18 protein-coding genes are annotated in these 23353 nt (G+C 74.9%); 13 read left to right on the forward strand and 5 right to left on the reverse strand.

From position 1 onward, the window contains the following. Positions 1-7: 7 nt before the first annotated feature. The gene (locus CELGI_RS05475) at positions 8-1174 is read right to left on the reverse strand and encodes an acylneuraminate cytidylyltransferase (RefSeq protein WP_013883116.1); all 1167 of its coding nucleotides are present in this window, start codon (positions 1172-1174) and stop codon (positions 8-10) included. Positions 1175-1408: 234 nt separating this feature from the next. On the opposite strand from CELGI_RS05475, the gene CELGI_RS05480 reads away from it, so the two are divergent. The 3 genes from CELGI_RS05480 to CELGI_RS05490 are packed head-to-tail and all read left to right on the forward strand — an operon-like array spanning position 1409 to position 4788. After that, positions 1409-2395 (forward strand): glycosyltransferase family 2 protein, encoded by a 987-nt coding sequence (locus tag CELGI_RS05480; protein WP_013883117.1) that lies wholly within the window; start codon positions 1409-1411, stop codon positions 2393-2395. After that, positions 2392-2919 carry a hypothetical protein gene (locus tag CELGI_RS17305; RefSeq protein ID WP_013883118.1) on the forward strand — a complete coding sequence of 176 codons (528 nt, stop codon included), beginning with the start codon at positions 2392-2394 and terminating at the stop codon, positions 2917-2919. The genes CELGI_RS05480 and CELGI_RS17305 overlap by 4 nt, the downstream gene beginning before the upstream one ends. A gap of 57 nt (positions 2920-2976) precedes the next feature. After that, the gene (locus CELGI_RS05490; protein ID WP_013883119.1) at positions 2977-4788 is read left to right on the forward strand and encodes a glycosyltransferase family 2 protein; all 1812 of its coding nucleotides are present in this window, start codon (positions 2977-2979) and stop codon (positions 4786-4788) included. Here the strand turns inward: CELGI_RS05490 and CELGI_RS16340 are convergent. Continuing rightward, positions 4757-5830 (reverse strand): glycosyltransferase, encoded by a 1074-nt coding sequence (locus tag CELGI_RS16340; RefSeq protein WP_013883120.1) that lies wholly within the window; start codon positions 5828-5830, stop codon positions 4757-4759. The two genes, CELGI_RS05490 and CELGI_RS16340, sit on opposite strands and share 32 nt — an antisense overlap. A 7-nt stretch (positions 5831-5837) precedes the next feature. Next, complete coding sequence (locus CELGI_RS16345) at positions 5838-7397, reverse strand: polysaccharide pyruvyl transferase family protein (RefSeq protein WP_013883121.1); 1560 nt, start codon at positions 7395-7397, stop codon at positions 5838-5840. 157 nt (positions 7398-7554) lie between these two features. On the opposite strand from CELGI_RS16345, the gene CELGI_RS05505 reads away from it, so the two are divergent. From CELGI_RS05505 to CELGI_RS05540, 8 genes are all read left to right on the forward strand, one after another. Beyond that, positions 7555-9651 carry an acyltransferase family protein gene (locus CELGI_RS05505; RefSeq protein ID WP_013883122.1) on the forward strand — a complete coding sequence of 699 codons (2097 nt, stop codon included), beginning with the start codon at positions 7555-7557 and terminating at the stop codon, positions 9649-9651. A 94-nt stretch (positions 9652-9745) separates the two neighbouring features. Next, positions 9746-11038 (forward strand): adenylyl-sulfate kinase, encoded by a 1293-nt coding sequence (gene cysC, locus CELGI_RS05510; RefSeq protein ID WP_013883123.1) that lies wholly within the window; start codon positions 9746-9748, stop codon positions 11036-11038. Positions 11039-11079: 41 nt separating this feature from the next. Further along, entirely contained in the window at positions 11080-12084 is a 1005-nt protein-coding gene (locus CELGI_RS05515; protein ID WP_150104670.1) for a hypothetical protein, read from the forward strand. Positions 12085-12167: 83 nt separating this feature from the next. Beyond that, positions 12168-14090, forward strand: coding sequence for a hypothetical protein (locus tag CELGI_RS05520; protein ID WP_013883125.1), 1923 nt, complete (start codon positions 12168-12170; stop codon positions 14088-14090). Then, complete coding sequence (locus tag CELGI_RS05525) at positions 14087-15448, forward strand: hypothetical protein (RefSeq protein WP_013883126.1); 1362 nt, start codon at positions 14087-14089, stop codon at positions 15446-15448. Before CELGI_RS05520 ends, CELGI_RS05525 begins: the two co-directional genes overlap by 4 nt. A gap of 52 nt (positions 15449-15500) precedes the next feature. Further along, entirely contained in the window at positions 15501-16313 is an 813-nt protein-coding gene (locus tag CELGI_RS05530; protein WP_013883127.1) for a 3'(2'),5'-bisphosphate nucleotidase CysQ, read from the forward strand. Next, complete coding sequence (gene cysD / locus CELGI_RS05535) at positions 16310-17224, forward strand: sulfate adenylyltransferase subunit CysD (RefSeq protein ID WP_013883128.1); 915 nt, start codon at positions 16310-16312, stop codon at positions 17222-17224. The genes CELGI_RS05530 and cysD overlap by 4 nt, the downstream gene beginning before the upstream one ends. A 2-nt stretch (positions 17225-17226) precedes the next feature. Next, positions 17227-18489: a sulfate adenylyltransferase subunit 1 gene (locus tag CELGI_RS05540; RefSeq protein ID WP_013883129.1), complete on the forward strand. Its 1263-nt coding sequence runs from the start codon at positions 17227-17229 to the stop codon at positions 18487-18489. Between the two features lie 53 nt (positions 18490-18542). Here CELGI_RS05540 and CELGI_RS05545 read toward each other — a convergent pair whose 3' ends face one another. Together CELGI_RS05545 and CELGI_RS05550 are read right to left on the reverse strand one after the other, a co-directional pair. Then, entirely contained in the window at positions 18543-19508 is a 966-nt protein-coding gene (locus CELGI_RS05545) for an LCP family protein (protein WP_013883130.1), read from the reverse strand. A 413-nt stretch (positions 19509-19921) separates the two neighbouring features. Continuing rightward, positions 19922-21094, reverse strand: coding sequence for an LCP family protein (locus CELGI_RS05550; protein WP_013883131.1), 1173 nt, complete (start codon positions 21092-21094; stop codon positions 19922-19924). Positions 21095-21383: 289 nt separating this feature from the next. Here CELGI_RS05550 and CELGI_RS05555 point away from each other — a divergent pair, with 289 nt between their 5' ends. Together CELGI_RS05555 and CELGI_RS05560 are read left to right on the forward strand one after the other, a co-directional pair. Beyond that, positions 21384-22604: an LGFP repeat-containing protein gene (locus tag CELGI_RS05555; protein WP_041574117.1), complete on the forward strand. Its 1221-nt coding sequence runs from the start codon at positions 21384-21386 to the stop codon at positions 22602-22604. An 8-nt stretch (positions 22605-22612) separates the two neighbouring features. Continuing rightward, entirely contained in the window at positions 22613-23353 is a 741-nt protein-coding gene (locus tag CELGI_RS05560) for a phosphocholine cytidylyltransferase family protein (protein ID WP_013883133.1), read from the forward strand.

Genomic DNA, 23353 nt, shown 5'->3' on the forward strand with positions numbered 1-23353 from the left:
CGTCTCGTCATCGTGGCACGTCCTGCGCAGCGCGCGCGGCCAGGATCAGGTCGCAGACCTCGCGCACCGCCCCGGCTCCTCCGTCGTGGTCGAGCACGAGCCGCGCCGCGGCCCGGACCTCGGGCCGGGCGTCGGCGACCGCCACGGGCCAGCCGACGAGCGCGAGCGCGGGCAGGTCGTTGACGTCGTTGCCGACGTAGGCGACCCGCTCGAGCGCGACGCCCCGCTCGGCCGCCCAGGCCCGCAGCGCGGCGGCCTTGTCCGCCGACGCCTGGATGCACTCGACGCCCAGCTTCTCGGCACGCCGCGAGACGACGCCGTTGGTCTCGGTGGACAGGATCAGGACCGGCACGCCCGCGCGGCGCAGACGTGCGACCCCCAGCCCGTCGCCCCGGTGGACCACCACGGACTCGTGACCGTCCTGGTCCACGTGCGCCCGGTCGTCGGTGTGGACGCCGTCGAAGTCCGTGACCAGCGCGTCCACGTCGAGGCCGACGTGCGTGCCGGGAGCAGCCGCGTGCTCGTCGCCGCCCAGCGCGCGTGCGAGCGTCAGGTCGTCGACCGTGTCGACCTCGAGCGCGGTCCGCTCGTCGACCACCTCGATCGCGGTGCGCCCGAAGAACCGGTGCCCGGCGGCGCGCAGCCCCGACGTGCGCATGACGTAGAACGCGCCGGTCTCGGCGTACAGCGGCTCGCGGTCCTGGCGGCGCGGCCGGTGCGCGGCGTCGTGCCCGACCGCGACCGCGCGGCCGTCGTCGAGGCGCCACGTGAAGACGTGCGTCGGGGCCGCGGACAGGACGCTGTCGGCCTCGTCGGACAGCACGCGCCGCACCGCGCGGTCCAGCGCCGCACCGTCGATGAACGGCGACGTGGCCTGCACCAGGACGGTGACCTCCGGTGCGGCACCGCGCGCGGCGAGCACGTCGAGCGCGTGGAGCACGGCCGACTCGGAGCTCGCCTCGTCGCCCGAGAGGTCCGCGGGACGGTCGACCACGTCGGCACCCGCACGCCGGGCCTCGGCCGCGATCCCCGGATGGTCGGTGCTCACCACGACGAGGTCGACCGCGCCCGCCGACCGCGCCGCGTCCACCGCACGTGCGACGAGCGAGCGGCCGGCCACCGCCTGCAGGTTCTTCAGCGGGACACCCTTGGACCCCCCGCGTGCGGGGATCACGGCGACCGTGCGGCAGGCGGCCGGGTCGGCGGCTTCCAGGGCGTCCTCCGGGCGGTTCGGCTGTCGGTTCGGCGATCGGTTCGGCGGTCGCGGCGTGCGCGCGCTCGGTGCCGGGACAGGACCCTGGACCGTGCGGGGGTGTGGCGGCCGTTGCCGCGTCGGACATCCTATGGTGTTCCCGCTGCACCCCCGACGCTGCGTCGGCGCCGACGCAGCGGACGGAGGCCAGGCCGCGTGCACCGCATCGACGTCGTCGTCCCCGTGCGCGACGCGGCCCGGTTCCTGCCCACCTTCCTGGCGAGCCTCGACGCGAACTCGCCCGAGGGGTGCCGCTACCTCGTCGTCGACGACGCGTCCGGCGACGAGACGCCGCGCGTGCTCGCCGACGCGGCGCGCACGCGTCCCCACCTGGAGGTGCTGCGCACCGACCGGCCGCGTGGCGCCGCCGGGGCGCGCAACGTCGCGCTCGAGCGGCTCGACGCGCGCTGGGTGACGTTCGCGGACGTCGACGACTGGAGCGCCCCCGGGCACCTCGCGGCGATGCTCGAGCGCGCCGACGAGCTCGGCGCGGACATGGTGCGCACCGACCACGTGCGCGTCGTCGGGCACCGCCGCATCCCCGAGACCGCCCCCGCGCAGCGCCGCGGGGCCGTGTTCGCGGCGCGCGAGGGCATCGGCGGTCCGGATGGGCAGACGCTCGTCGACTACCCGTTCCTGTGGGCCGGCGTGTTCGACGCCCGGCTGGCCGCGCGCGGTCTTCTGACGTTCGACGAGCGGCTGCGCACCGCGTCCGACCGGCCGTGGTTCTGGCGCCTGCACCTGGCCGGGACCACGTGCGCGGTCGTGCCGAGCCCCGGCTACTTCTACCGCCGCAACCCGGCGTCCGGCTCGCTCACCGAGAACGCGGGTGCCGCCACGCTCGACTTCCTCCCGGCGTACGAGCAGGTGCTCGACCTCGCCGACGCGTCGGGGGACGCCGCGCACCGGGTGCGCGCGATGTACGGCGCGTGCCGCATCGTGGCCTACCACACGGGCCGCGAGGAACGCCTGCCGCCCGCGCTGCGCCGCGCGATGCACGCGCGCGCCGCGCTCCTGCTGGCGCGCGGTGACGACGACACGTTCGCAGCCGCGCTCGAGCACGCACCGGCGCGCGCGCGTCGGCTGCTGGCCGGGCTGCGCCGCGTCGGGCGGCGGCGCACCGCGGGGGAGCGTGCGTCGTGACGACGGTCGCCCTGGCGCTGTCCGCGCACGAGGCCCGCGCGACGCTCGCCGCGCACCGCGTCGACGTGCTGCTGTGCGTGACGTGCGACGAGCCGCTCGAGCTGTCGCCCCGGCTGGGTGCGGACCGCGAGCTGCGCGCGCTCGCCGAGGCGGCCGACGCGCGGGTCCTGGACCTCGCCGACCTGCTGTCCGGGCAGCACCCGCTCGCGTGGGGTGCCGCTGACCTGCCGCACGACGAGCCGCGCGTGCGGGCGGCGCTCGGCGACGTCACGGCGTTCGTGCTGCCCCCGCAGGACGCGGCCGCCCGGGGTGTCGCGGAGGTGCTGCGCGCGGTGTACCCCGACGCGCGCGTGCGGACGTCCGACGGCCACGACGTGCCGGCAGGCCCCGTCCCCCGCGTGGCGGCGACCCGTCCGCGTGGTGTGCGCCGGGTGCTGCGCGCGGCACGTGTGCGGCTGCACGAGGTCGTCGTCCTGGCCGCCGCGTGGCGCGACCTGAGCCCGCGGCGCCGTGGGCCGGCCTGACGACGCCCGCAGCGGAGCACCTATGCTGGCGCCGCCCGACGCCCTGCGAGGAGGAGCATGACCGCGCCGACCGAGGCCCGTGACCCCGAGGTGCTCGTCGCCCCCGGCGGAGCGATGGGCCCCGACGTCTCGGTCGTCGTGCCCACGCACGACGTGGTCGACTGGATCGACGAGTGCCTGACGAGCCTGCTCGAGGACCAGGACGTCGCGCTCGAGGTCGTCGTGGTCGACGACGCCTCGCGTGACGGCACCTACGAGCGGGCGCTCGAGCGGGCCGCACGCGACCCGCGGCTGCGCGTCGTGCGCAACGCCGGCGTGGGCGGCGGGCAGGCGCGCAACCACGGCGTCGCGCTGGCCCGCGGGCGCTACCTCGCGTTCGCGGACGGCGACGACATCGTCCCGGCGGGTGCGTACGCCGCGATGCTGGCCTCGGCGCGGCGCAGCGGCGCCGACCTCGTCGTCGGCGACTTCTACAAGTTCAGCGCGGCCGAGTCGTGGCGACCCGCGGCCCGGTGGCCGCTGTTCGAGCGTGCGCTGCAGGGCACGACGCTCGCGGCCACGCCCTCGCTGATCCGCAACCGCGCGTGCTGGAACCGCCTGTTCCGCCGTGACTTCTGGACGGACACGGCGATCGCGTTCCCGAGCGTCCCGCGCTCGAACGACGTGGTCCCGATGGTGACCGCGCTGACCGCGGCCCGGTCCGTCGACGTGGTGCGCGACATCGTCTACCTGTACCGGTCTCGGCCCGGGACCACGTCGATGACGTCGCGTGCGAGCGCCGACGACAGCGTGAGCAGCTACCTGTCCCAGGAACTGCTGTGCGCCGAGCTCGTCGGCGCGGTCCCGTCCGCCGAGCTCGCGCGCACGTACTGGTCGATGGTGCTCGACGCCGACGGGTGGGTGCACCTGCGCACGTTCGCGCGCTCGGTCGCCGAGAACGGCGCCGATCCGGCGTCGCAGGTGCCTGCGCTCGTGCGCCAGCTGCTCGACCGGCGGCTGCCCGCGGCATGGGACCGCGTCGACGCCGACCGCCAGGTCGTCTACACGTTGGTCGCCCACGGTGAGCTCGACCGGGCGGCGCAGGTGGTCGAGGCGATGGGGGAGCAGGGACGGACGCCCGTGGCGATGTCGCCCGTGTCGGCGCTCGAGGCCGCGGTGCGCGTGGAGCAGACGCAGGAGGTCGGCGAGGACGCGCTGCGCAGGTTCGTGCAGCGGCACGTCCTGGAGGGGCTGGCCGCGCGCGACGAGCCGCTCACGCCCGCCGACGCGACGCGTGCCGTCGAGCTCGCGGCGGGCCGGACGTGGTTCGTCGAACCGGTCGCGCCGATCGAGCGACCGGTCGAGGCGGCGGTCCGGCAGGCACTGGTCGCGGGCGACGTCGCGGCGCTCACCGCGCCGCGTGCGCGGCTCGTGCCCATGAAGGTGCGTCAGGGCGTCCTGCGCGACGAGTCGCTCGAGCTCGTGCTCGACAGCTTCCGCATCCGCGTGACGCAGCGCGACGTGCGGGTGCGCGCGGTGATCTCCGGGCGTCCCGAGACGATGCACGACGTCGCGGTCGCGGACACGTCCCGGCCGGACTGGGTCGCGACCGTGACCGCGCGCGCCCTGGGCGAGGACGGCAAGTGGCTGTTCGAGGTGGTCTACGACACCGAGCACGGGCGCGTGCAGGTCCCGCTCGAGGTCATCCGCGGCGACATCCGCTCGCAGCGGCACCGGTGGGGCCGGCTCGTCGTGCGGGGTGCGCGGCGCGGCCAGGTGCCGCTCGTCGTGCTGCGCGTGCCGAACCCCGTGCGGCGCGTGGCGGTGGCCGTGCGACGCCGGGGCGTGGGCGTGCTGGTCAGGCTGCCTCGGGCGCCACGAGGCGGGTGAGCAGGCGCGCGTAGTCGCGGCTCATCGCGTACGGCGTGTAGGTGCTGGCGAACGCGGCGGCCGCCTCGCCGTCGCGTGCCGCGGTCCGCAGCGCCTGCCGCATGGTCTGCGCGAGGTGTGCGGCCTTGTCGCCCGAGGCGTCGAAGAACGAGACCCAGTCGTGCGCGCCGAGCTCGTGCTCGAGGTGCGGCTCGCGCGGCAGCACGCACGGGCGCCCGAACGTCGCCGCCAGGAGGACCGAGCCGGAGTTGAGCACGCGCTCGTACGGGAACACCAGCAGGTCCGCCGCGCGGAACCACACCTGCAGCTCGGCGTCGTCGACGAACCCGTGGTGCCGCACCACGCGCACGTGCGCGGGCAGCTGCGCCTCGACGTCCGCGAGCACCTCGGGGCGCGTCGCTCCCGCGAGCAGCAGCGTCAGGTCCTCGACCTGCTCGCCCAGCCGGCTGACCGCGTCCAGCAGCGTCGTGATGCCCTTGTACGGCCGGATCTGGCCCACGAACGCGACCGTGGGGGACGAGCCCGGCACGCCAAGGCGCTCGCGCGCCTCCGCGCGCGTCACGTCGGCGGGGTACACGCCCACGTAGGACGCGTGCGGCAGCGTCACGAGCCGGTCGCGCGGGAGCACGTAGTCCTCGGCGACCGCCTCGACCGTGTGCGCGTTGATCTGGATGACCTGGCTCGCGACGTCGGCGAGCCGCGTCATCAGCTCGACCTCGAGGTCGTGGTGCAGCATCTCGTGCGGGAGCCGGTTGTGCACCGTCCACAGCACCGCGACCCCGCGCGCACGCGCGGCCGCGAGCGCGCCGAGGAAGCTCTCGAGCCGGTCGCTCGCCTCGGCGGCGTCCGGTGTCTCCTGGCACACCGGCTGCGTCCAGTGCACGTGCAGCGCGTCACCGCGGCCCAGCACGGACGCCTGGAACACGAGGTCCTGCAGCTCGGTGGTCCCGTCGACCTGCCAGCCCTGCCCGCGCACGGCCAGGTACAGCAGGTTGAGGTACGGGTTGTCCCGCCAGGCGGGGTACACGACGAGGCGGGGCATCGGTCTCCTAGGCGGTGGCAGCGGCGGGCGTGCCGTCGACGGTCCACGGCTCGACCTCGTGCGCGGGGCGCACGGACGCGACGCCCAGACCGAGCGTGCCGGGGCGCGCGACCGGGATCTCGTGCACCTGGTCCTCGACGTCGGTCACCGCGAGGCGGACCTCCCACGGACCCGCACCCGCGGTCGCGGACGCGGGCACCAGGACGTCGAGGTCGAGGTGCCACTGGCGGCGGTGGAACGGCGAGCGCGGGACGGCGACGACGCTGCGCTGCCGGCCGGGGCCGACCAGCACCAGGTCGAGGTGCCCGATCCCGCCCGTGACGCGGTCGCACTCCAGGCTCAGGCTGAGGACCCGGCCCGAATCCGTCGGGCGGTCGGCGCGGCCCTCGGCGCACAGCCCGCGGGCCGCGAGCCGCACCTCGAGCGCGAGCCGGCGTGCGTCGCGCTCGTCCACCAGGTCGAGCAGGTGGGCCGTCGTCCCCTCGGGGGCCGGCTCGGGCTCGGGCACGACCAGGTCGCGGAACGTGGCGGCGCCCGCGACGAGCGCATCGGCCTCAGGGGCGTCCGCGAGGGCGGCGTCGATCGCGCGCGGGAGCAGCTCGTCGACGAGCTGCGTCGTCGCGGCCCCGACGTCGAGCGTCCCCGCGACGAGCTCCGGCACCCGGCGCAGCACCTCGTCGGGGAACTCGGCCGTCGGGATCGGCCGGCCGTGCACCGTGCGCAGCCGCGAGCCGAGACCCCACACGTCCCGCGGGAAGGACGCGACGAGCGCGTCACGGTCGAAGGACGGCGCGCCGTGCCCGCCGAGCGCGAGAGCGTCGGGCACGTCGCGCGCGATGCGCGCGTGCGCGCGTCCGGTCCCCGCGAGGTAGTCGCGGTACTTCAGCGGGTCCTCGTGCGCCGACGCGACGAACCGGGCGGGGATGCCCAGCGCGTCGGCGACCACGACCGCGTGCAGCGACGACCCGACGACGATGCGCGACTGCGCGATCGTGCGCAGGACGCTGCGGACGCTGTCGGTCGGGTCGAGGACGCGCGTGCCGCCGTCGGTGTCGCCCGCGGGCAGGGCGTCGTCGGTCAGGTCGGCACGGTCGTTGAGGTTGGGCGCCACCAGGACGTCCCAGCGCTTGACCCGGGTCCAGCGGACCAGCTCCGGCAGCAGCTCGGGCAGCAGCAGCGCGGGATCGCCGTACACCTCAGGCACGTCGACGCCACGAGCGCGCAGGAACGCGGCGGTGAGCGGCCCGCGCACCGCCCGCACGTCGAGCTCGAGGTCCGCGGTGACGTGGCCGTTGTCGGCCTTGCCGTTGAGGCCCGAGCCCCACACGACGTCGCGGCGGCGGCCGAGGTGGAGCACCGAGCCGACCGAGAGCACGCGGCGTGCGGGCACCTGCGCGAGCCGGACCGTGGGATCGAGCCGCTCGAGCATGAGCTCGACGACGAGCGGGCCCAGCAGGTCGCCGACGTTGTTGACCAGGGCGCTGCGGCCGTCGTGCTCGCGCAGCGGGTTCCACTGGAACGCCGCCACGCCGCCGACGAGTCGCTCGAAGTCGCCCGGCTCGTCCACGGCAAGCGAGCGTACCTGACCGGCTCCGCCCGGCCCGGGCGGGTCAGCCGCGGCCCCAGCGGGCCCGGGGTATCGTTCCTGCGCGCCGGGGCGGTCGGGACGCGACCGGGCGAGGACCGAGGAGAGCCGTGGACGCGTACGCCTGCGAGACGACGGCATGACCTCGGCGGTCCCCGAGCCGGTCGCCGCATCGGCCCCCGCCGCGGGTCCCGCTGCCCGCACCGGGCGCTCGCTGCGACGCGACGTGCAGGGTCTGCGTGCGGTCGCCGTGCTCGCCGTGATCGCCGACCACGTGCTCGGCCGGCCGCAGGGCGGGTTCGTCGGCGTCGACGTGTTCTTCGTGATCAGCGGCTACCTGATCACGGGCCTGCTGCTGCGCGAGCACGCCCGGACGGGGTCCATCTCGTTCCGCGGGTTCTACGCGCGCCGCGTGCGGCGCATCATGCCGAACGCGCTCCTCACGCTCGTCGTGACCGTGGGCGCCACGGCCGTGCTCGTCGGCGGCGACCGGCTGGCGGCGACCGTCAAGGACGCCGTCGCCGCCGCGCTGACCGTGGTCAACTGGCGTTTCGCGGTGCAGGGCACGGACTACTTCGCGCAGGGGCTGCCGCCGTCTCCCGCGCAGCACTTCTGGTCGCTCTCGGTCGAGGAGCAGTTCTACTTCGTGTGGCCGTGGCTCATGCTCGGGCTGCTCGCGCTCGTGGCCCGCCGTGCCTCGGCCCGCTCCGGCCGGGTCCGCGGCACGTGGGTGCTCGGCGTGGCGATGGGCGTGGTCGTCGTCGCCTCGTTCGCGTGGGCGCTGCACCAGTCGGCCGCGCAGCCGTCGTTCGCCTACTTCTCGACGCTCACGCGCATCTGGGAGCTCGGCGTCGGCGCGCTCGCGGCGATCGGCGCGGTCCGGGTCGCGCGGTGGTTCGCGGCGAGGCCGCGGTGGACGCGTCCCGTGGCCGCGTGGGCGGGGCTGGTCGGGATCGGCGTGTCGCTGCTCGTCGTCCGCGCGGACCAGGGCTTCCCCGCGCCGTGGGCGCTCCTGCCCGTCGCCGCGACCGCACTGGTCATCATGGCGGGGGAGGGTGCGACGGGCTCGGGCCCGTGGCCGCTGACCAACCGCCCCATGAACTACGTCGGTGACGCGTCCTACTCGCTGTACCTGTGGCACTGGCCCGTCGTCGTGCTGCTGCCCGTGCTCGTGCCCGACGACTCGGCGTGGTTCGGCGCGCTCGCGGTGGCCCTCGGCGTGGCGCTCGCGCTGCCCGCCTACCACCTGGTGGAGAACCCGGCGCGCGGCGGGCACCCGGGGCATGATGCGCAGGGTCGTCGCGCGCACCCGCTGCGCCGCGCGTCGTTCGCCGCGGTCGCGCTGGCCGCCGTGGTCGTCGGCGGCTGCGCGGTGACCGTCTCGGCGCTCGAGAGCGCACGCGAGCCGGTCCAGGCGTCCCCGGTGGGCTCGCAGACCGAGTGCTTCGGTGCCAGGACGCTCGAGAAGCGTGCGCTGTGCGCGGACGTCGTGTTCGCGGACCCCGTGACGCCCGACCCGCAGGACGCGGAGTCGGACATGGGCGGCGCGTACAGGTGCTACAGCGCGCAGGACGCGCCCGCCAAGCCCTGCACGCGCGGTGACCTCGACGGCGCGACGCGCGTCGCGGTCGTCGGGAACTCGCACGCGGCTGCGCTCCTGCCCGGGCTGCTGCCCGAGGCCGAGCGGCTCGGCTGGAAGGTCGACGTGCTCGTCGGGTTCGGCTGCAACCTCACGACGACGCCCAACCCCGCGTGCGCCGGGACGAGCGCCGAGATCGAGCGCCGCCTCCTGCACGACGAGCCGTACGACCTGGTGATCACCACGTCCAGCCGGTCCGCCACGGGCGCCGCGCGCCTGGACCGCATCCCGGGGCTGCGGGACATGATGGACGCGGTCACCGCGCGCGGCACCGCGGTCGCGGCGGTCTCGGACGCCCCGATGGTGAGCGAGCAGGCGCTCGCGTGCGCCGCGCGGATCGGCGCCGACCTGTCGACGTGCGGCATGCCGCGGGACGAGGCGTTCGCGGTGCGTGACCCCCTGCGCGAGCCCGTGCGTCAGTCGGCCGACGCGGTCTTCGTGGACGTATCCGACCTGTACTGCCGCCCCGAGACGTGCCCGGTGGTGGTGGGTGGCGTGCTCGCGTACCGCGACACCGCGGGCCACACCACCGCGACGTACAGCCGCACGCTCGGCCCGATCCTCGTCGAGCGGATCCGCGAGGCGACCGGGATCTGACCCGGCGGCAGCCGCGCAGCGCCGTCGCCGGCCTGCTCACGTGCGGTGCGGGCGCGTTCGGAGGGTCCTGGCGACCTGGTTACGCTGAGGCACCATGAGCGACGACTGGTCCCGGTGGAGCGCGTTGCCGCACCTGGTGCTCGCCGATCCGGACGCGGACGCGGTCGAGCTCGCGCTCGGCGGGGCGCTGACGGTCGCGCAGCAGCCCGTGGTGGCCTCCTCACCGCTCGGTGCGGTGGTCCTGCTCGACGAGGAGAACACCCCGCTGGCCGTCCGCTCGGAGCCGCACGCACCGCTCGAGGCGCTCCGGCCGCGCGGCGTGCGGGGCGGCGAGGACGCCGACCGGCGGTACCGGGTGCCGGCGCGGGAGGTGCGCACGCGCCTGTCGGGTCTCGGCGTGCTGGGCGTGCTGGTGGACGACGTGCCGGGGACGGGCGAGCTCGCGCGCGTCGTCGAGCGGGCGGCGGGTGCGGACCACGTGCTGCTGCTGTGCCTCGTCGGGACGCCGCGCCCGGCCTACGCGGCGGACGTGTCCAGCGCCGGCGTCGTGCGGGCCGCGGCCGCGCTGGCGGAGGCCGTCGAGCGCGACACGGGGATCCCGGCGTCCACCGTCGCGGTGCCGTGGGCCGCGGGCGCCGTGCTGCACCGTCTCGCGTGGCCCGGCGGGGCGGGGCCGTCGCTCGACGACGTCGCGCGCGCGTACGGCGCGACGGACGTGCTCGACCTCTCGGCGCAGCCGGGCGCGGGACGTCAGGAGTTCACCGACGCGGTGCGGCGGCGCGACGAGGTCCTGGCGCGCAGCTTCCCGCCGGCGTCCGCGCGTGAGCTCTCCGGCGCCGCGACCGCCGGAGTGGGGCCGGGCGCCGTGGTCCTGTTCACGGGGCTGTCGGGCTCGGGCAAGTCGACGGTCGCGAAGGCCGTGGCGCAGCGGCTCGAGGTCTCCAGCGCGCGCCGGGTCGTGGTGCTCGACGGCGACGAGGTGCGGCACATGCTGTCGGCGGGCCTCGGGTTCGACCGTGAGTCGCGGTCGCAGAACGTGCGCCGGATCGGGTACGTCGCCTCGCTCGTCGCGGGTGCGGGCGGCATCGTGCTCGCCGCGGCCATCGCGCCGTACGAGGCCGACCGGGCGGACGTGCGCCACCGGACCGAGGCGGCCGCGACGTTCGTGCTGGTGCACGTCGCCACGCCGCTCGAGGTGTGCGAGGCCCGCGACCGCAAGCACCTGTACGCGCGGGCGCGCGCCGGTGAGGTCCCCGAGTTCACGGGCATCTCGGCGCCGTACGAGCAGCCGCACGACGCGGACCTGGTGATCGACACGACCGACCTCGACCTCGCGGCCTCGGTGGACGCGGTGCTCGCGGTGCTCGCGCGGTCGGGCGTCGAGTGAGCGCCGGCGCCGAGGACGCTGCGCCGGCGACGGTCGAGGCGGTGCCGGCGGGGACGCGGATCGTCCACATCGGCGCCGCGAAGACCGGGACCACGTCGGTGCAGGCCGCGTTCGCCGCGGCGCGCGAGCAGCTCGCCGGGCTGGGCGTCCTCTACCCGGGCACGGGTGCGAACCACAAGGCCGAGATGGACCGGCTGCTCGCGAACCGGCCGGGCGGTGCGCTCGAGCGGCTGCGCACCGAGCTGGCGCAGCATCCGGAGCATCGCGTGCTGCTGAGCGCCGAACGGCTCGCGCACCAGCTCGCACCCGGTCCGCAGCGTGTGCGCGAGCTCGTCGGCGAGCGGGCGCACGTGGTGCTCACGTTGCGCAGCGTGGCCGACTTCCTCGCCTCGATGTGGCAGCAGGAGGTCAAGAGCGGCGAGGTGCGCGACCTCGACACCTGGACCCGCGAACGACTCGAGGCGATCGACCGGTACAACCTCCTGCGCCGCGACGACGGGACGGGCGTGGCGCGTCGGTGGGTGCGCGAGTTCGGTCCGGAGCACGTCACGGTGGTGGTGCTCGAGCGGTCGAGCCCCGGGCGGCTGTTCGAGGTGTTCGAGGGGCTGTGCGGGCTGCCCGCGGGGACGCTGCGCGTCTCCGAGCTGAACCGCGGCCTCACGTGGCCCGAGGCGGAGCTGGTGCGTGCGGTCAACGTGCGCATCGCGGCCGGCGGTGCCGCCGAGCGTGCCGACCTGCGCCGGCTCGTGCACCTCGGGATCGTGTCCGGCATCGTGCGCGACTGGTCGCCCGAGCAGGGCGAGGCCAGGCCCGTGCTCCCCGCGTGGGCCCGGGCGCAGGTGGTGGAGGTCGCCGCGCGGCTCGGCGACGACGTCCGCGCGTCCGGCGCGCGCGTCGTGGGGGACCTCGCCGAGCTCGAGCGGTTCCCGACGCGCGACATGCCCGGACCCGTGGGCGCCGTGCCGACCGGGCTGCTCGACGCGGCGCTGCACGGCCTGGTCCGGCGTACCGCGGCCATGACGCGGCGGCGCAGCGGGCGGCCGTGACGCCCCCGGCGCCGACGTGGTGTCCGTTCCATTAGTCTTCTGGGGTTTCCCGTGCCGGCCGACCCGGAAGGTCGTTGACAGTCATGCCCGTCGATCGCGCCGCGAGCGACCGACTCCCGCAGGGGTGCCGGCTTCTCGTCGTCGGGACACCCGGGCGCGAGTCGGCCCGGCTCGACGCCCGGCTGGTCGACGAGGCCGACGCGCTCGCGGAGCACGGCGTCACGGTGCTCGCGGCGGGAACCCGGTCGGTCCGCGCCGCGCTGGACGCCGCCGCCGACGAGGCGCACGCGCTCGCCCAGGCGCTGTCGACCGCTGGTACCGGCACCGTGGCGGTGCTGTCCGACGAGAGCCTCGCGGCGGCGACGCCGGCGGAGCTCAGCGGACTGCCGACGCTGCTCGGGGGACCCGTGCACGTCGTGGTCGATGGGGCACCCGACCCATGGGTCGACCTGTTCGGCCCCGATGCCGTCACCGCCGTCGGTCCGACGCACGGGTCGCCCGGCCTGTCCGCGGAGCTGGCTCGGCTGCTCGACCTCCCCACGGAGCAGCTGGTGCCGCCCGCGGGCGACGCGCCCGAGCCTCCCGTCCTCGAGGGCGTCTGGTGGCGGCGCGCCCAGGAGCCGGTGCCCGCACCCCTGCAGCTGACCGAGGCGCTGCTGGACGCGGCGGCCGGTGCGCTCGACAGGGGTGCCGCGGGTGACGCCGGCACACCGTCCGAGGTGCCGCTGGACGGTGCGGCGGATGCGCTGTACGCGGCGTTCCGCACCGCGCGCGACGAGGTCGCCGCCGCCGGCCGGCCCGTGAGGCGCACCGTGGACGAGCTGCGGCCGCTGCCCGTGGGGACGACCCTCCTGCACGTCGGGCTGCCCGCCGCGGGATCCGACGTCGTGCAGCGCTCGTGGCGCGCCTGGAGCACGGCGGCACTGCCGGGCGCACGCGTGGCATACCCGGGTGCCCGCGACTCGCACGACGTCCTGGCGGCCTGCCTGCTCGCGGGCTCGCCCGAGGAACGCGCCGAGCTGCCCGCGGCGATCGGCAGGCTGCTGCCCCCGCAGGAGGCGGAGGACGCTCAGCACGTCACGCACGTGCTCAGCGCCGAGCGTCTGGCGCTCGCGGACGCCCGACGGGTGCGAGCGCTCGTCGCCGCGCTGCGCGCCGCGGGCTGCACCGGTCTCCACGTGGTCCTCACGCTGCGGAACGTCCCCGAGCTGCTCGTGGCCGCGTGGCAGCACACCGTCACCTCGGGCGGCGGCCACGACCTCGACACGTGGCTGCGGACGGCGTTCCAGGACGACGGCTCGGTCCGGATGCCGGGGCTCGACGCGCTGGGCGAGGCCGACGGCACGTCGCTCGTCGCCCGGTGGGCCGATGCCGTGGGACCCGCGCACGTGACCGTCGTCGTCGAGCGCGACGAGGGCCGGGACACGCTCGCGGTCCTCGCACGACTCGCGGGCCTCGGTCGCGACGCGGTCGATGCGGTGCCGAGCACGCGTGCCCTCACGGCCCGCGAGACGGAGCTGATCCGGGCGTTCAACGCGCACCTGCCCTACCGCGCGACGGTGCCGCCCGCCCAGCGCCGGCTCCTGGTGCGGCGCGGAGCGATCGCCGGGCTCCTGGCGGGCCCGCGTCCCGACGACGCGGACGCCGCGCTGCCGGCCTGGGCGCTCGCGCCCGCGCAGGCGGCAGGCCGCCGTCTCGAGGAGCAGGTGGGCGGGCTGCCCGTCACGGTCGTCGGTGACCTCTCCGTGCTCGCGGACGCGCCCTCGAGCACGCAGGGCATGCCCCCCGCGGAGGACCTGACGGTGCTGCACCGCTCGTCGGTCGAGGCAGCGCTGCTGGGCATGTTCGACCGCGCCGTGCGGTTCCCGGAGCCTGAGCCCGTCGTGGCGCCTGCTCCCGCGTCGCCCCGACCGTCGCTGCGCCACGTGCCGACCCGCGCGATCGCGCGTGAGCTCGTCGGGCGCGTGACGGGCCGGCGCGCCGGTGCGGGGGAGGTGCGCACGTGACCCGGGTCGACGACCCGCGCGCGCTGGTCCTCCCCGAGCGCACGCGCCTGCTGCACATCGGCTCGCCCAAGACCGGGACGACCGCGCTGCAGAACGCGATGTCGCGCCTGCGCCCGCAGCTGCTCGAGCAGGGCGTGCGCTACCCCGGGACCACGCTGCACCACCAGTACGGCGCCTCGGTGCTGCTCGGCCGCAAGTCCCCCGCGTGGGGCGGGACGCTGCCGCCGCACGAGTGGTGGGACGACCTGCAGGCGGAGATCGACGCCGAGACCGAGCGTCGGGTGCTCGTGAGCTACGAGATGATCTGCCAGGGCGACCTGCCGGCCGTCCAGCGGTTCGCCGACGCGCTCGGCGAGCGGACCCACGCGGTGCTCGTCGTCCGCAGCTTCGGCACGCTCCTGCCCTCCATGTGGCAGCAGCGCGTCAAGATGGGCCTGTCCCAGCCGCTCACCGGATTCCTCCGGGAGGCGCTCGCGGATCTCGACGAGGTCCGCATCCGGTACTCGGACGCGTTCCACCGCTCGGACGGGCTGCACCTGGTCGAGCGCTGGGCGCGCGTGCTGGGGCCCGAGAACGTGACGGTCGTCGTGCTCGACCCGGCGCGCCGGAGCCTGCTGTTCGACGCGTTCGAGGGTCTGCTCGACCTGCCCTCGGGCCTGCTCGACACGGCCCCGAGCGACGGTCACCGCGCGAACCGCAGCATGTCCCGCGCCGAGGCCGAGCTGGTGCGGCACCTCAACGAGCTCACGCTCGGCGAACGGCGCGCGCCCAAGCCCGAGCACCGGCGGCTCGTGTGGCAGGGCGCGGTGGACCGCATGCTCAAGACGCACGAGCCCACGCGTGCCGAGGGCCGGGTCGCGATCCCGCGGTGGGCGCTCGAGCCGTGCCAGGAGGCCGGGCGGCGGCTCGCCGAGGTCGTCCGAGCACAGGGCGTGCGGGTGCACGGCGACCTGGACGTGCTGTCCGCGCCCGTCCCGGTCCTCGAGGAGACGGGACCGCCCGAGCGCGACCTCTTCCCGGTCGACGCGGCGGCGCAGGCGCTCATCGGCATGTTCGCGGGTGCGCTCGGCCGTCCGGTCACGATGCGTCCCGTGGAGACCAGGCTCGACGCGGACCACCCGCTCGCGCTGATCGGCCACGCGGGCGCGGTACCCGGTGCACCCGCGGCGGCGGTCGCCCCGCCGGGATCCGGTACCGGTTCGTCGGGGAGCGTCCCGGCGGACGGGCCCGCCGCCCGGGCCGAGGCGCTCGCGGCCGCCTCGACACGTGACCTGGCGCGTGCGGTCGCGCGGCGCGCGACGCGGGCACCACGCCGCGCGGCACGTCGTGTGCGGCGCAGGCTGCGGCGGGAGCCGTGACGTGCCGGACGACGAGACGCCCGAACGGACGGACCTCCAGGAAGCAGGTGCCATGACGACCACGGACCACGAGCTCGCGGCGCAGCTCGCCGTGAGCGCGGGACGCGTGCTCCTCGCGCTGCGCGAGCAGATCGCGGACGTGCCCCCGGCCGAGCTCAAGGACCGCGGCGACGCGGCTGCGCACGAGCATCTCCTCGCCGAGCTCGCACGCCTGCGGCCCGCCGACGCCGTGCTGTCCGAGGAGGGCGCGGACGACCCGGTCCGGCTCTCGAGCGACCGCGTCTGGATCGTCGACCCGCTCGACGGGACCCGGGAGTTCTCGGAGCGGGACCCCGACGGTGCGTGGCGGACGGACTGGGCCGTGCACGTGGCCCTGTGGGAGCGCGGCGCGGGCCTCACGGCGGGCGCGGTGGCCCTGCCCGGGCGCGACGAGGTGTTCTCGACCGGCGAGCCGAGCCGCCGGCCCGTGTCCGGGCCCGGGCCGCTCCGCCTCGCGGTGAGCCGCAGCCGCCCGCCCACGCTCATCGCGCAGCTCGCGGCGCTCGCGGACGTCGAGCTCGTGCCCATGGGCTCGGCGGGCGTGAAGGCGATGTCCGTGCTCACCGGCCAGTGCGACGCGTACGTGCACGGCGGCGGCCAGTACGAGTGGGACTCGGCGGCGCCCGTGGCCGTCGCGACCGCCGCCGGACTGTTCTGCTCGCGGCTGGACGGCTCCGACCTGGAGTACAACCGCGAGAACCCGTGGCTGCCCGATCTCGTCGTGTGCGAGACGCACCGGTCGGCCGACCTGCTCGACCTCATCGCCCGCGCCACCGGTACCGGTGACGCGGGCCCCGCACCGGCGAAGGAGAACGCTGCGCCGTGACCACCACCCGCTCCACCTACCAGCTGAGCAACCTCAAGGCGCTCGAGGCGGAGAGCATCTACGTCTTCCGCGAGGTCGCCGCCGAGATGCGCAAGCCGTGCCTGTTGTTCTCGGGCGGCAAGGACTCGATCGTCATGCTGCACCTGGCGATGAAGGCGTTCGCGCCCGCGCGCATCCCGTTCCCGGTGATGCACGTGGACACGGGGCTGAACTTCCCCGAGGTGCTGCAGTTCCGCGACGAGGCCGCGCAGGCCCTGGGCGTGCGGCTGATCGTCGCGTCGGTCCAGGAGGCCATCGACCGGGGCCTGGTCCGCGAGGAGAAGAACGGCTCGCGCAACCGCATCCAGACGCCGGTGCTCCTCGAGGCCGCCGAGGCCCACGGCTTCGACGCGCTGTTCGGCGGCGCGCGTCGCGACGAGGAGAAGGCGCGCGCCAAGGAGCGCGTGTTCTCCTTCCGCGACGAGTTCGGCCAGTGGGACCCGAAGAACCAGCGCCCCGAGCTGTGGAGCCTGTACAACGGCCGCGTCCACCAGGGCGAGTCCATCCGGGTGTTCCCGCTGTCCAACTGGACCGAGCTGGACATCTGGTCCTACATCGGTGCCGAGGACATCGCGATCCCGGACCTGTACCTGGCCGCCGAGCGTGACGTCGTCGAGCGCGACGGCATGCTCTACGCGGTGAACGAGTTCATCGAGCCGCGCCCGGGGGAGACCGTCTCCACCCGGATGGTGCGCTACCGCACGATGGGCGACGCCAACCTCACCGCCGCGGTCGAGTCGGACGCCACGACCGTCGAGGACATCATCACCGAGATCGCCGCCGCCCGGCTGACCGAGCGCGGGGCCACCCGCGGGGACGACCGGGTCAGCGAGGCCGCGATGGAGGACCGCAAGCGCGAGGGGTACTTCTAGACATGAGTGATCTGCTGAGGTTCGCGACCGCCGGTTCGGTCGACGACGGCAAGTCCACGCTGATCGGCCGCCTGCTGTACGACAGCAAGTCGCTGTTCAGCGACCAGGTCGAGGCCGTGGAGCGGGTGAGCGCCGACCGTGGCGACGACTACACCGACCTGGCGCTGCTCACCGACGGCCTGCGGGCCGAGCGCGAGCAGGGCATCACGATCGACGTGGCGTACCGCTACTTCCAGACCCCGCGGCGCAAGTTCATCATCGCCGACACCCCGGGGCACATCCAGTACACCCGGAACATGGTGACGGGTGCCTCGACCGCGGACGTCGCGCTCATCCTCGTCGACGCGCGCAAGGGCATGACCGAGCAGAGCCGCCGCCACGCGTTCCTGGCGACGCTGCTGGGCGTCCCGCACCTGGTGGTCTGCGTCAACAAGATGGACCTGGTCGACTGGTCGGAGGACGCGTTCGAGTCCATCCGCGCCGACTTCACGGACTTCGCGGCGCGCCTGCGCACGCATGACATCTCGTTCATCCCGGTCTCGGCGCTGCTCGGGGACAACGTGGTGGACCGCAGCACCCACATGCCGTGGTTCGACGGGTCGACGCTGCTCGGCCACCTCGAGCGGCTGCACCTGGCGGGTGACCGCAACCTGATCGACGCGCGCTTCCCGGTGCAGTACGTGATCCGTCCGCAGTCGGAGTCCTCGCGCGACTACCGCGGGTACGCGGGCCGCGTCGCGAGCGGCGTCATGCGTGCGGGCGACCCCGTGGTCGTGCTGCCGTCGGGCTTCGAGTCGACGATCGCGTCGATCGAGGAGGCCGGCGAGCCGGTCGACGTCGCCTACCCGCCCATGTCCGTGGTGGTGCGGCTGGCCGACGAGATCGACATCAGCCGGGGCGACATGATCTGCCGCCCGGCGAACATGCCGACCGCCACGCAGGACCTGGACGTGCAGGTGTGCTGGATGGACGAGACCGCGCCGCTGCGCAAGGGCGTCGTCTACGGGCTCAAGCACACCACGCGCACCACGCGGGCGAAGGTCACCGAGGTCGAGTACCGGATCGACATCAACACGCTGCACCGGGACCAGTCGACGGACGTGCTCGAGCTCAACGACATCGGCCGCGTGCGCCTGCGGACCAGCACCCCGGTGTTCGTCGACCAGTACGAGCTCAACCGCGAGACGGGCTCGTTCATCCTGATCGACGAGTCGACCAACCGCACCGTCGGCGCGGGCATCGTCACCACGACGCGGCAGGACTGACCGCCGCGGTCCGCCGTCGCGCGCCCAGGCGCCGACGGCGGACCGTCGCGGTGTCAGTCGAGCCCGCCGACCTTGCCCGGCGGCAGCTTGCCGTCGCGGATCTGGCGGAAGAACGTGGGCGTCTCCTCGGGGTCGAGCAGCACCGTCGAGCCGACACCGCCCGGGCGGTAGTCGAGGTCCGCGATGGGCGGGGTGCCCGTGATGCCGTCCTTGCCGTTGGCGGCCTTGAACGCGAGCGCGAGCCGGCCGAGGTCGAGCACGCCGGCCGACTCGTCGACCGTGAGCGACCCCGTGGCCGCCGTGATCAGCGAGACCTGCTGCGACGGGTGGAGCACCAGGCTCTTCGGGTCGACCTTGCCGAGCACGGCACCGACGACCTGCCGCTGGCGCTTGGCGCGGCCGATGTCACCCTGCGGGTCGGCCTTGCGCATGCGCGCGAACTGCAGCGCGACGGTCCCGTCGGCGACGTGGCAGCCGGCCTTCCACTTGAGGTGCGAGTCACGGTCGTTCACGTCGTCGTCGTAGCACAGGCGCACACCGCCCACCGCGTCCACGACGTCCTTGACGCCCGCCATGCCGATCTGCGCGTAGTGGTCCACCGTGAGGCCGGTGAACTTCTCGACCGTCTTGACCAGCAGGGGAGCGCCACCATACGCGAACGCGGCGTTGATCTTGCCGGGCCCGTGCCCCGGGATCTCGACGTAGGTGTCGCGCGGCAGCGAGATGAGCGCCGTGGGTCCGCTCTCGGGGACGTGCAGCAGCAGGATCGTGTCGCTGCGCTCGCCCGTGGTGCCGTCGTCCTTGACCCCGCCGTCCTTGCGCGAGTCCGAGCCGGTGAGCAGGTAGGTCGTGCCGACGGTGCCCGGTGCGCCGGACAGCGCCTCGGTGCGCTGGATCTTGCCGTCGGCCCACATCACGAGCCCGATGGGCCACGCGAGCATGAGCACCAGGACGAGCGCGACCACGACGAGCGTCCAGCGCAGACGCCGCCGGGGCCGCGGTGCGGCCGGTCCGGCCACGGGCTGCCCTCCGGAGCCGGGGCCGCGACCGCCGGGTCCCGACGAGGCGGCCGCGCCGGCGGGACGACGCGCTGCGGGCCGTGCCGTGCCGGACCGTGCACCCGAGGCCGCGGACCGCGGTGCGCCGGACCGGGCGGCGGGAGCGCCCGCGGGCGGTGTCGAGCCGGGGGTGATCGACGGCGCCCGGCCGGAGCCCGCGGATCCCACGGGCCGCGCGGGGCGTGCGGGAGGCGGCGTCCGGCCGGCGGTGCGCGGCGAGCCGCCCGCGGACGCGTCGGCGTGGGGCCGCGGCGGCACGGAACGCTGCCGGCCGACGGGCACCGCGCCACTCGCGTCCGGGCGCGAGCCGCCCGCTCCGGGGCTGAAGCTGGGCGGGACGTCCGGACCGTCGTGCGGTCGTTCGGGCCGCATCGTCAGCAGGAGCCGGTGTTGTCGTCGAGCGTGAACGAGTCGCGCCCGGCCTTCTTCGTGGCCTGCGGCTTGGGTGTCTTCCCCGGGTTCTGCGTGGCCTTCGTGCCGCCCGAGGGGTTCTTCGTCGGCGCGGTGGTCTCGGCGGTGCCCGGGTCGTTCTGGGTGCCCGTGAGCATGGGGGTGTCGGACGCGAGGTTCGCCCACACGATGTCGGCCTCGGGGGTCCACTCGACGCGGTTCTTGTCGGTCGGCGCCGCGCCCCACGGGATCGTCATGAAGGCGATGTTGCCAGTGCGGATGCTCCGCGCGCTGTAGGCGAGCCCGGCGAGGTCAGAAGTCTGCATCGACGTGGTGAGCGACTTGGTGGCGGCGTTGAGCACGCCCAGCAGGTCGGTCCAGTCGGTCAGCACGTTCTTCGACAGCGTCTGGGACGCGATGGCGGCCAGCAGGCGCTGCTGGTTGCCGATGCGGCCGATGTCCGAGCCGTCGCTCGTCTGGCTGTGCCGCGATCGCGCGAACGCGAGCGCGGTCCTGCCGTCGAGCGTGTGCATGCCCGCGTCGATGTGCAGCTTGGCCTTCTCGTCGTCCATGTCCGCGGGGATGCAGATCTTCACGCCACCGATCGCGTCGACCATGTTCTGGAAGCCCGCGAAGTCGACCAGCAGGAAGTCGTCGATCCGGACCCCGGTGTTCGCCTCGACGGTCTTCCACGTGCACGCCGCGGCGGACGCGAGGTCCAGGCCCGTGTCCCAGCCGCGTGCGAAGGCCTCGTTGAACATCGCGTAGTCGCTCGCGCCCGTGGTCTGCCCGTCCGTCGTGGTGCAGGACGGGATGGCCACCATCGAGTCGCGCGGGATCGAGACGAGCTCGACGCGCGACCGGTCGGCGGAGATGTGCAGCACGATCGTCGTGTCCGAGCGCATGCCGCCCGCGACGCGCCCGCCGATGTCGCCGTTCTCGCCCTCGCGCGAGTCCGAGCCGAGCAGCAGCAGGTTGACGGGCTTGCCCGCGTCGGGGTCGGCGCCGGGCTTGACCGCGGCCCGCTCGGGGCGGTCGCCGAGCAGGTCGTCGACCTCGACGTGGTTGATGTTGCCGTTGAGCCGCTCGTACGTGGCGTACACCGCGGTGCCGCCGAACGCGAGGAGGGCGACGGTCACGAGTGCGGTGCCGCGCATGACCCGACCGCTGCGGTGCGTGCGGGCGTGACGCGCGGTCGTGGGGCGCTCGGCAGAGGCATGGCGGGCTGGCACGCGCTCGATCGTATGGAAACGGCCGTCGGGAGCGGCGGAGCCGCCGCAGGAACGCGGTGGAGAACTTGTGCAGATGCCTGCCGCGCACTGCCCGCGCGGCGTCCCAGGTCAGCGCGGTGCCGCGGCGGATCGGACGTTCCGGACGGCACGGACGCGAGGCGGGGCGGCGCGCCCGGGTGGAGTCATCGTGGTGAGTCGTGTCACTCTCTTGGTCATGTCGCTCGGAACCCACCGTCCCGCAGATGCCCTCACGACCCCCTCGGCGCGTCCGCGGCGGACGGTCCGACGCGCGCTCGCGCTCGTGCTGACCGCGGCGCTCGCGCTGCTCGTGGTCCCGCCCGCGCACGCCGCGACGACGACGTCGCTCACGCTGACGATGGACAAGACGCCGCGCTCGGGGGAGTCGATCTGGTTCTCGGGCACGTGGAAGGTCAACGGCAAGGGCACCTCGAACAAGACGATCTCGCTCGACTACCGCAGGAAGGGGTCCACGCGGTGGACGTCGGCCGGCACCACGCGCTCGCGTGCCGGCGGCGCATGGGCGCTGCGGTACAAGCCCGCCGCGAGCTACGAGTACCGCGCCCGCGCGGAGGCGTGGGGCTCCACGCCGGGAGCCCTGAGCCCCTACCGCCAGGCGAGGTTCGTCTCGAACAAGCGCTCCATCGAGAGCCGCGTCAACGTCCTCGGCTGGCGTGCGGGCACGAGCAACGGGCTGCGCACCGTGGACGTGCCGGGCACCCAGAAGGTCCGCTACGACTCACGCACGACCATGCTCCTGGTGGAGGTCACCACGTCCGAGCGGGTGCGCACGTGGACGGTCGAGGGGGAGATCCGCAAGGCGTACACCGCCAAGGGCAGCGCGACGGGTGAGCTGGGCTACCCGCTGGGCGACGCACGCTGCCGGCTGCTCGACAACGGCTGCCTGCAGCGGTTCCGCAACGGCGTGATCTACGACAACGCCTTCGAGAGCCCCGTGGTCCTGCTGGGCAAGAAGCACTCGGTGCTCGAGGTGATCGCGGTCGCGCGCTCGCAGGTCGGGTACGCGGCGCCCGCGAGCAACATCTCGCGCTACAACACCTGGGTGGGCACGACGAACGCGTGGTGCAGCATCTTCCAGTCGTGGGTGGGTGCGGCGTCCGGGCACGAGTCCACGATCCGCACCTACGGCAACTTCCCCGACTTCCACTCGTGGGCGGTGCGTTCGCTGGGCCGCAAGTCCGCGCCGACGATCGGCGCGATCGCGTTCTTCGACACGCACACGAGCGACGGCGTCTCCGCGGCGACGCACGCCGGCCTGGTCATCGGGTACTCGAGCAACGCGATCTACACGATCGAGGGCAACACCTCGAACCCGGCGACGGGCACCGGCCGTGGCGTGTACTACAAGACGCGGCCGCGCTCGATGCCGATGTACTACGTCTACCCGCAGTACTGAGGGGCACGGTGACCGACGGGTCCGCGGCGGGGCGTGACGGGCGTGCGCGCGCGCACGTCGTCGTGCTCGCCGCGGGCCTGGGCTCACGGCTGGGCACCGGCGCGCCCAAGGCCCTGACGACGCTGCGTGACGGGCGCACGATCCTGCGTCAGCAGCTCGACGTGCTGAGCCGCCACGCGGTGGTCGAGCCCGCGGTGGTCGTCGTGGGCTTCCGGGCCGACGAGGTGCGCGCGGCCGAGCCCGCCGTGCGTGCCGTGCCGAACGACCGCTACGCGAGCACCAACACGGCTCGCAGTCTCGCGATCGGGCTCGACGCGTGCCCGCCCGGCGACGTGCTCTGGCTCAACGGCGACGTCGTGTGCCACCCCGAGGTCGTCGGCCGCGTGCTGGCCGCGCGGACGACCGCGGTCGCGGTGGACACCGCGGCCGTGGGGGAGGAGGAGGTCAAGTACGACCTCGACGACGAGGGCTGGGTGCGGCACCTGAGCAAGCAGGTGACGCCCGCGCTCGGCGAGGCGGTGGGCGTGAACCTGGTGGCCGCCGCCGACCGTGCGGTGCTGCGCCGCCGCCTCGACGACGTCGCCGACGGCGACTACTTCGAGCGCGCGCTCGAGCTCGCGATCGCGCGGGACGGGCTGCGCGTGCGCCCCGTCGACGTGAGCGACCTGTTCGCGGTCGAGGTCGACTTCCCCGCGGACCTGCGGCGTGCCGACGACGCGCTCGCCGCGGCGTCGACCCCGACCCCCTGA

The organism is Cellulomonas gilvus ATCC 13127 (genome assembly GCF_000218545.1).
Lineage (GTDB): Bacteria > Actinomycetota > Actinomycetes > Actinomycetales > Cellulomonadaceae > Cellulomonas > Cellulomonas gilvus.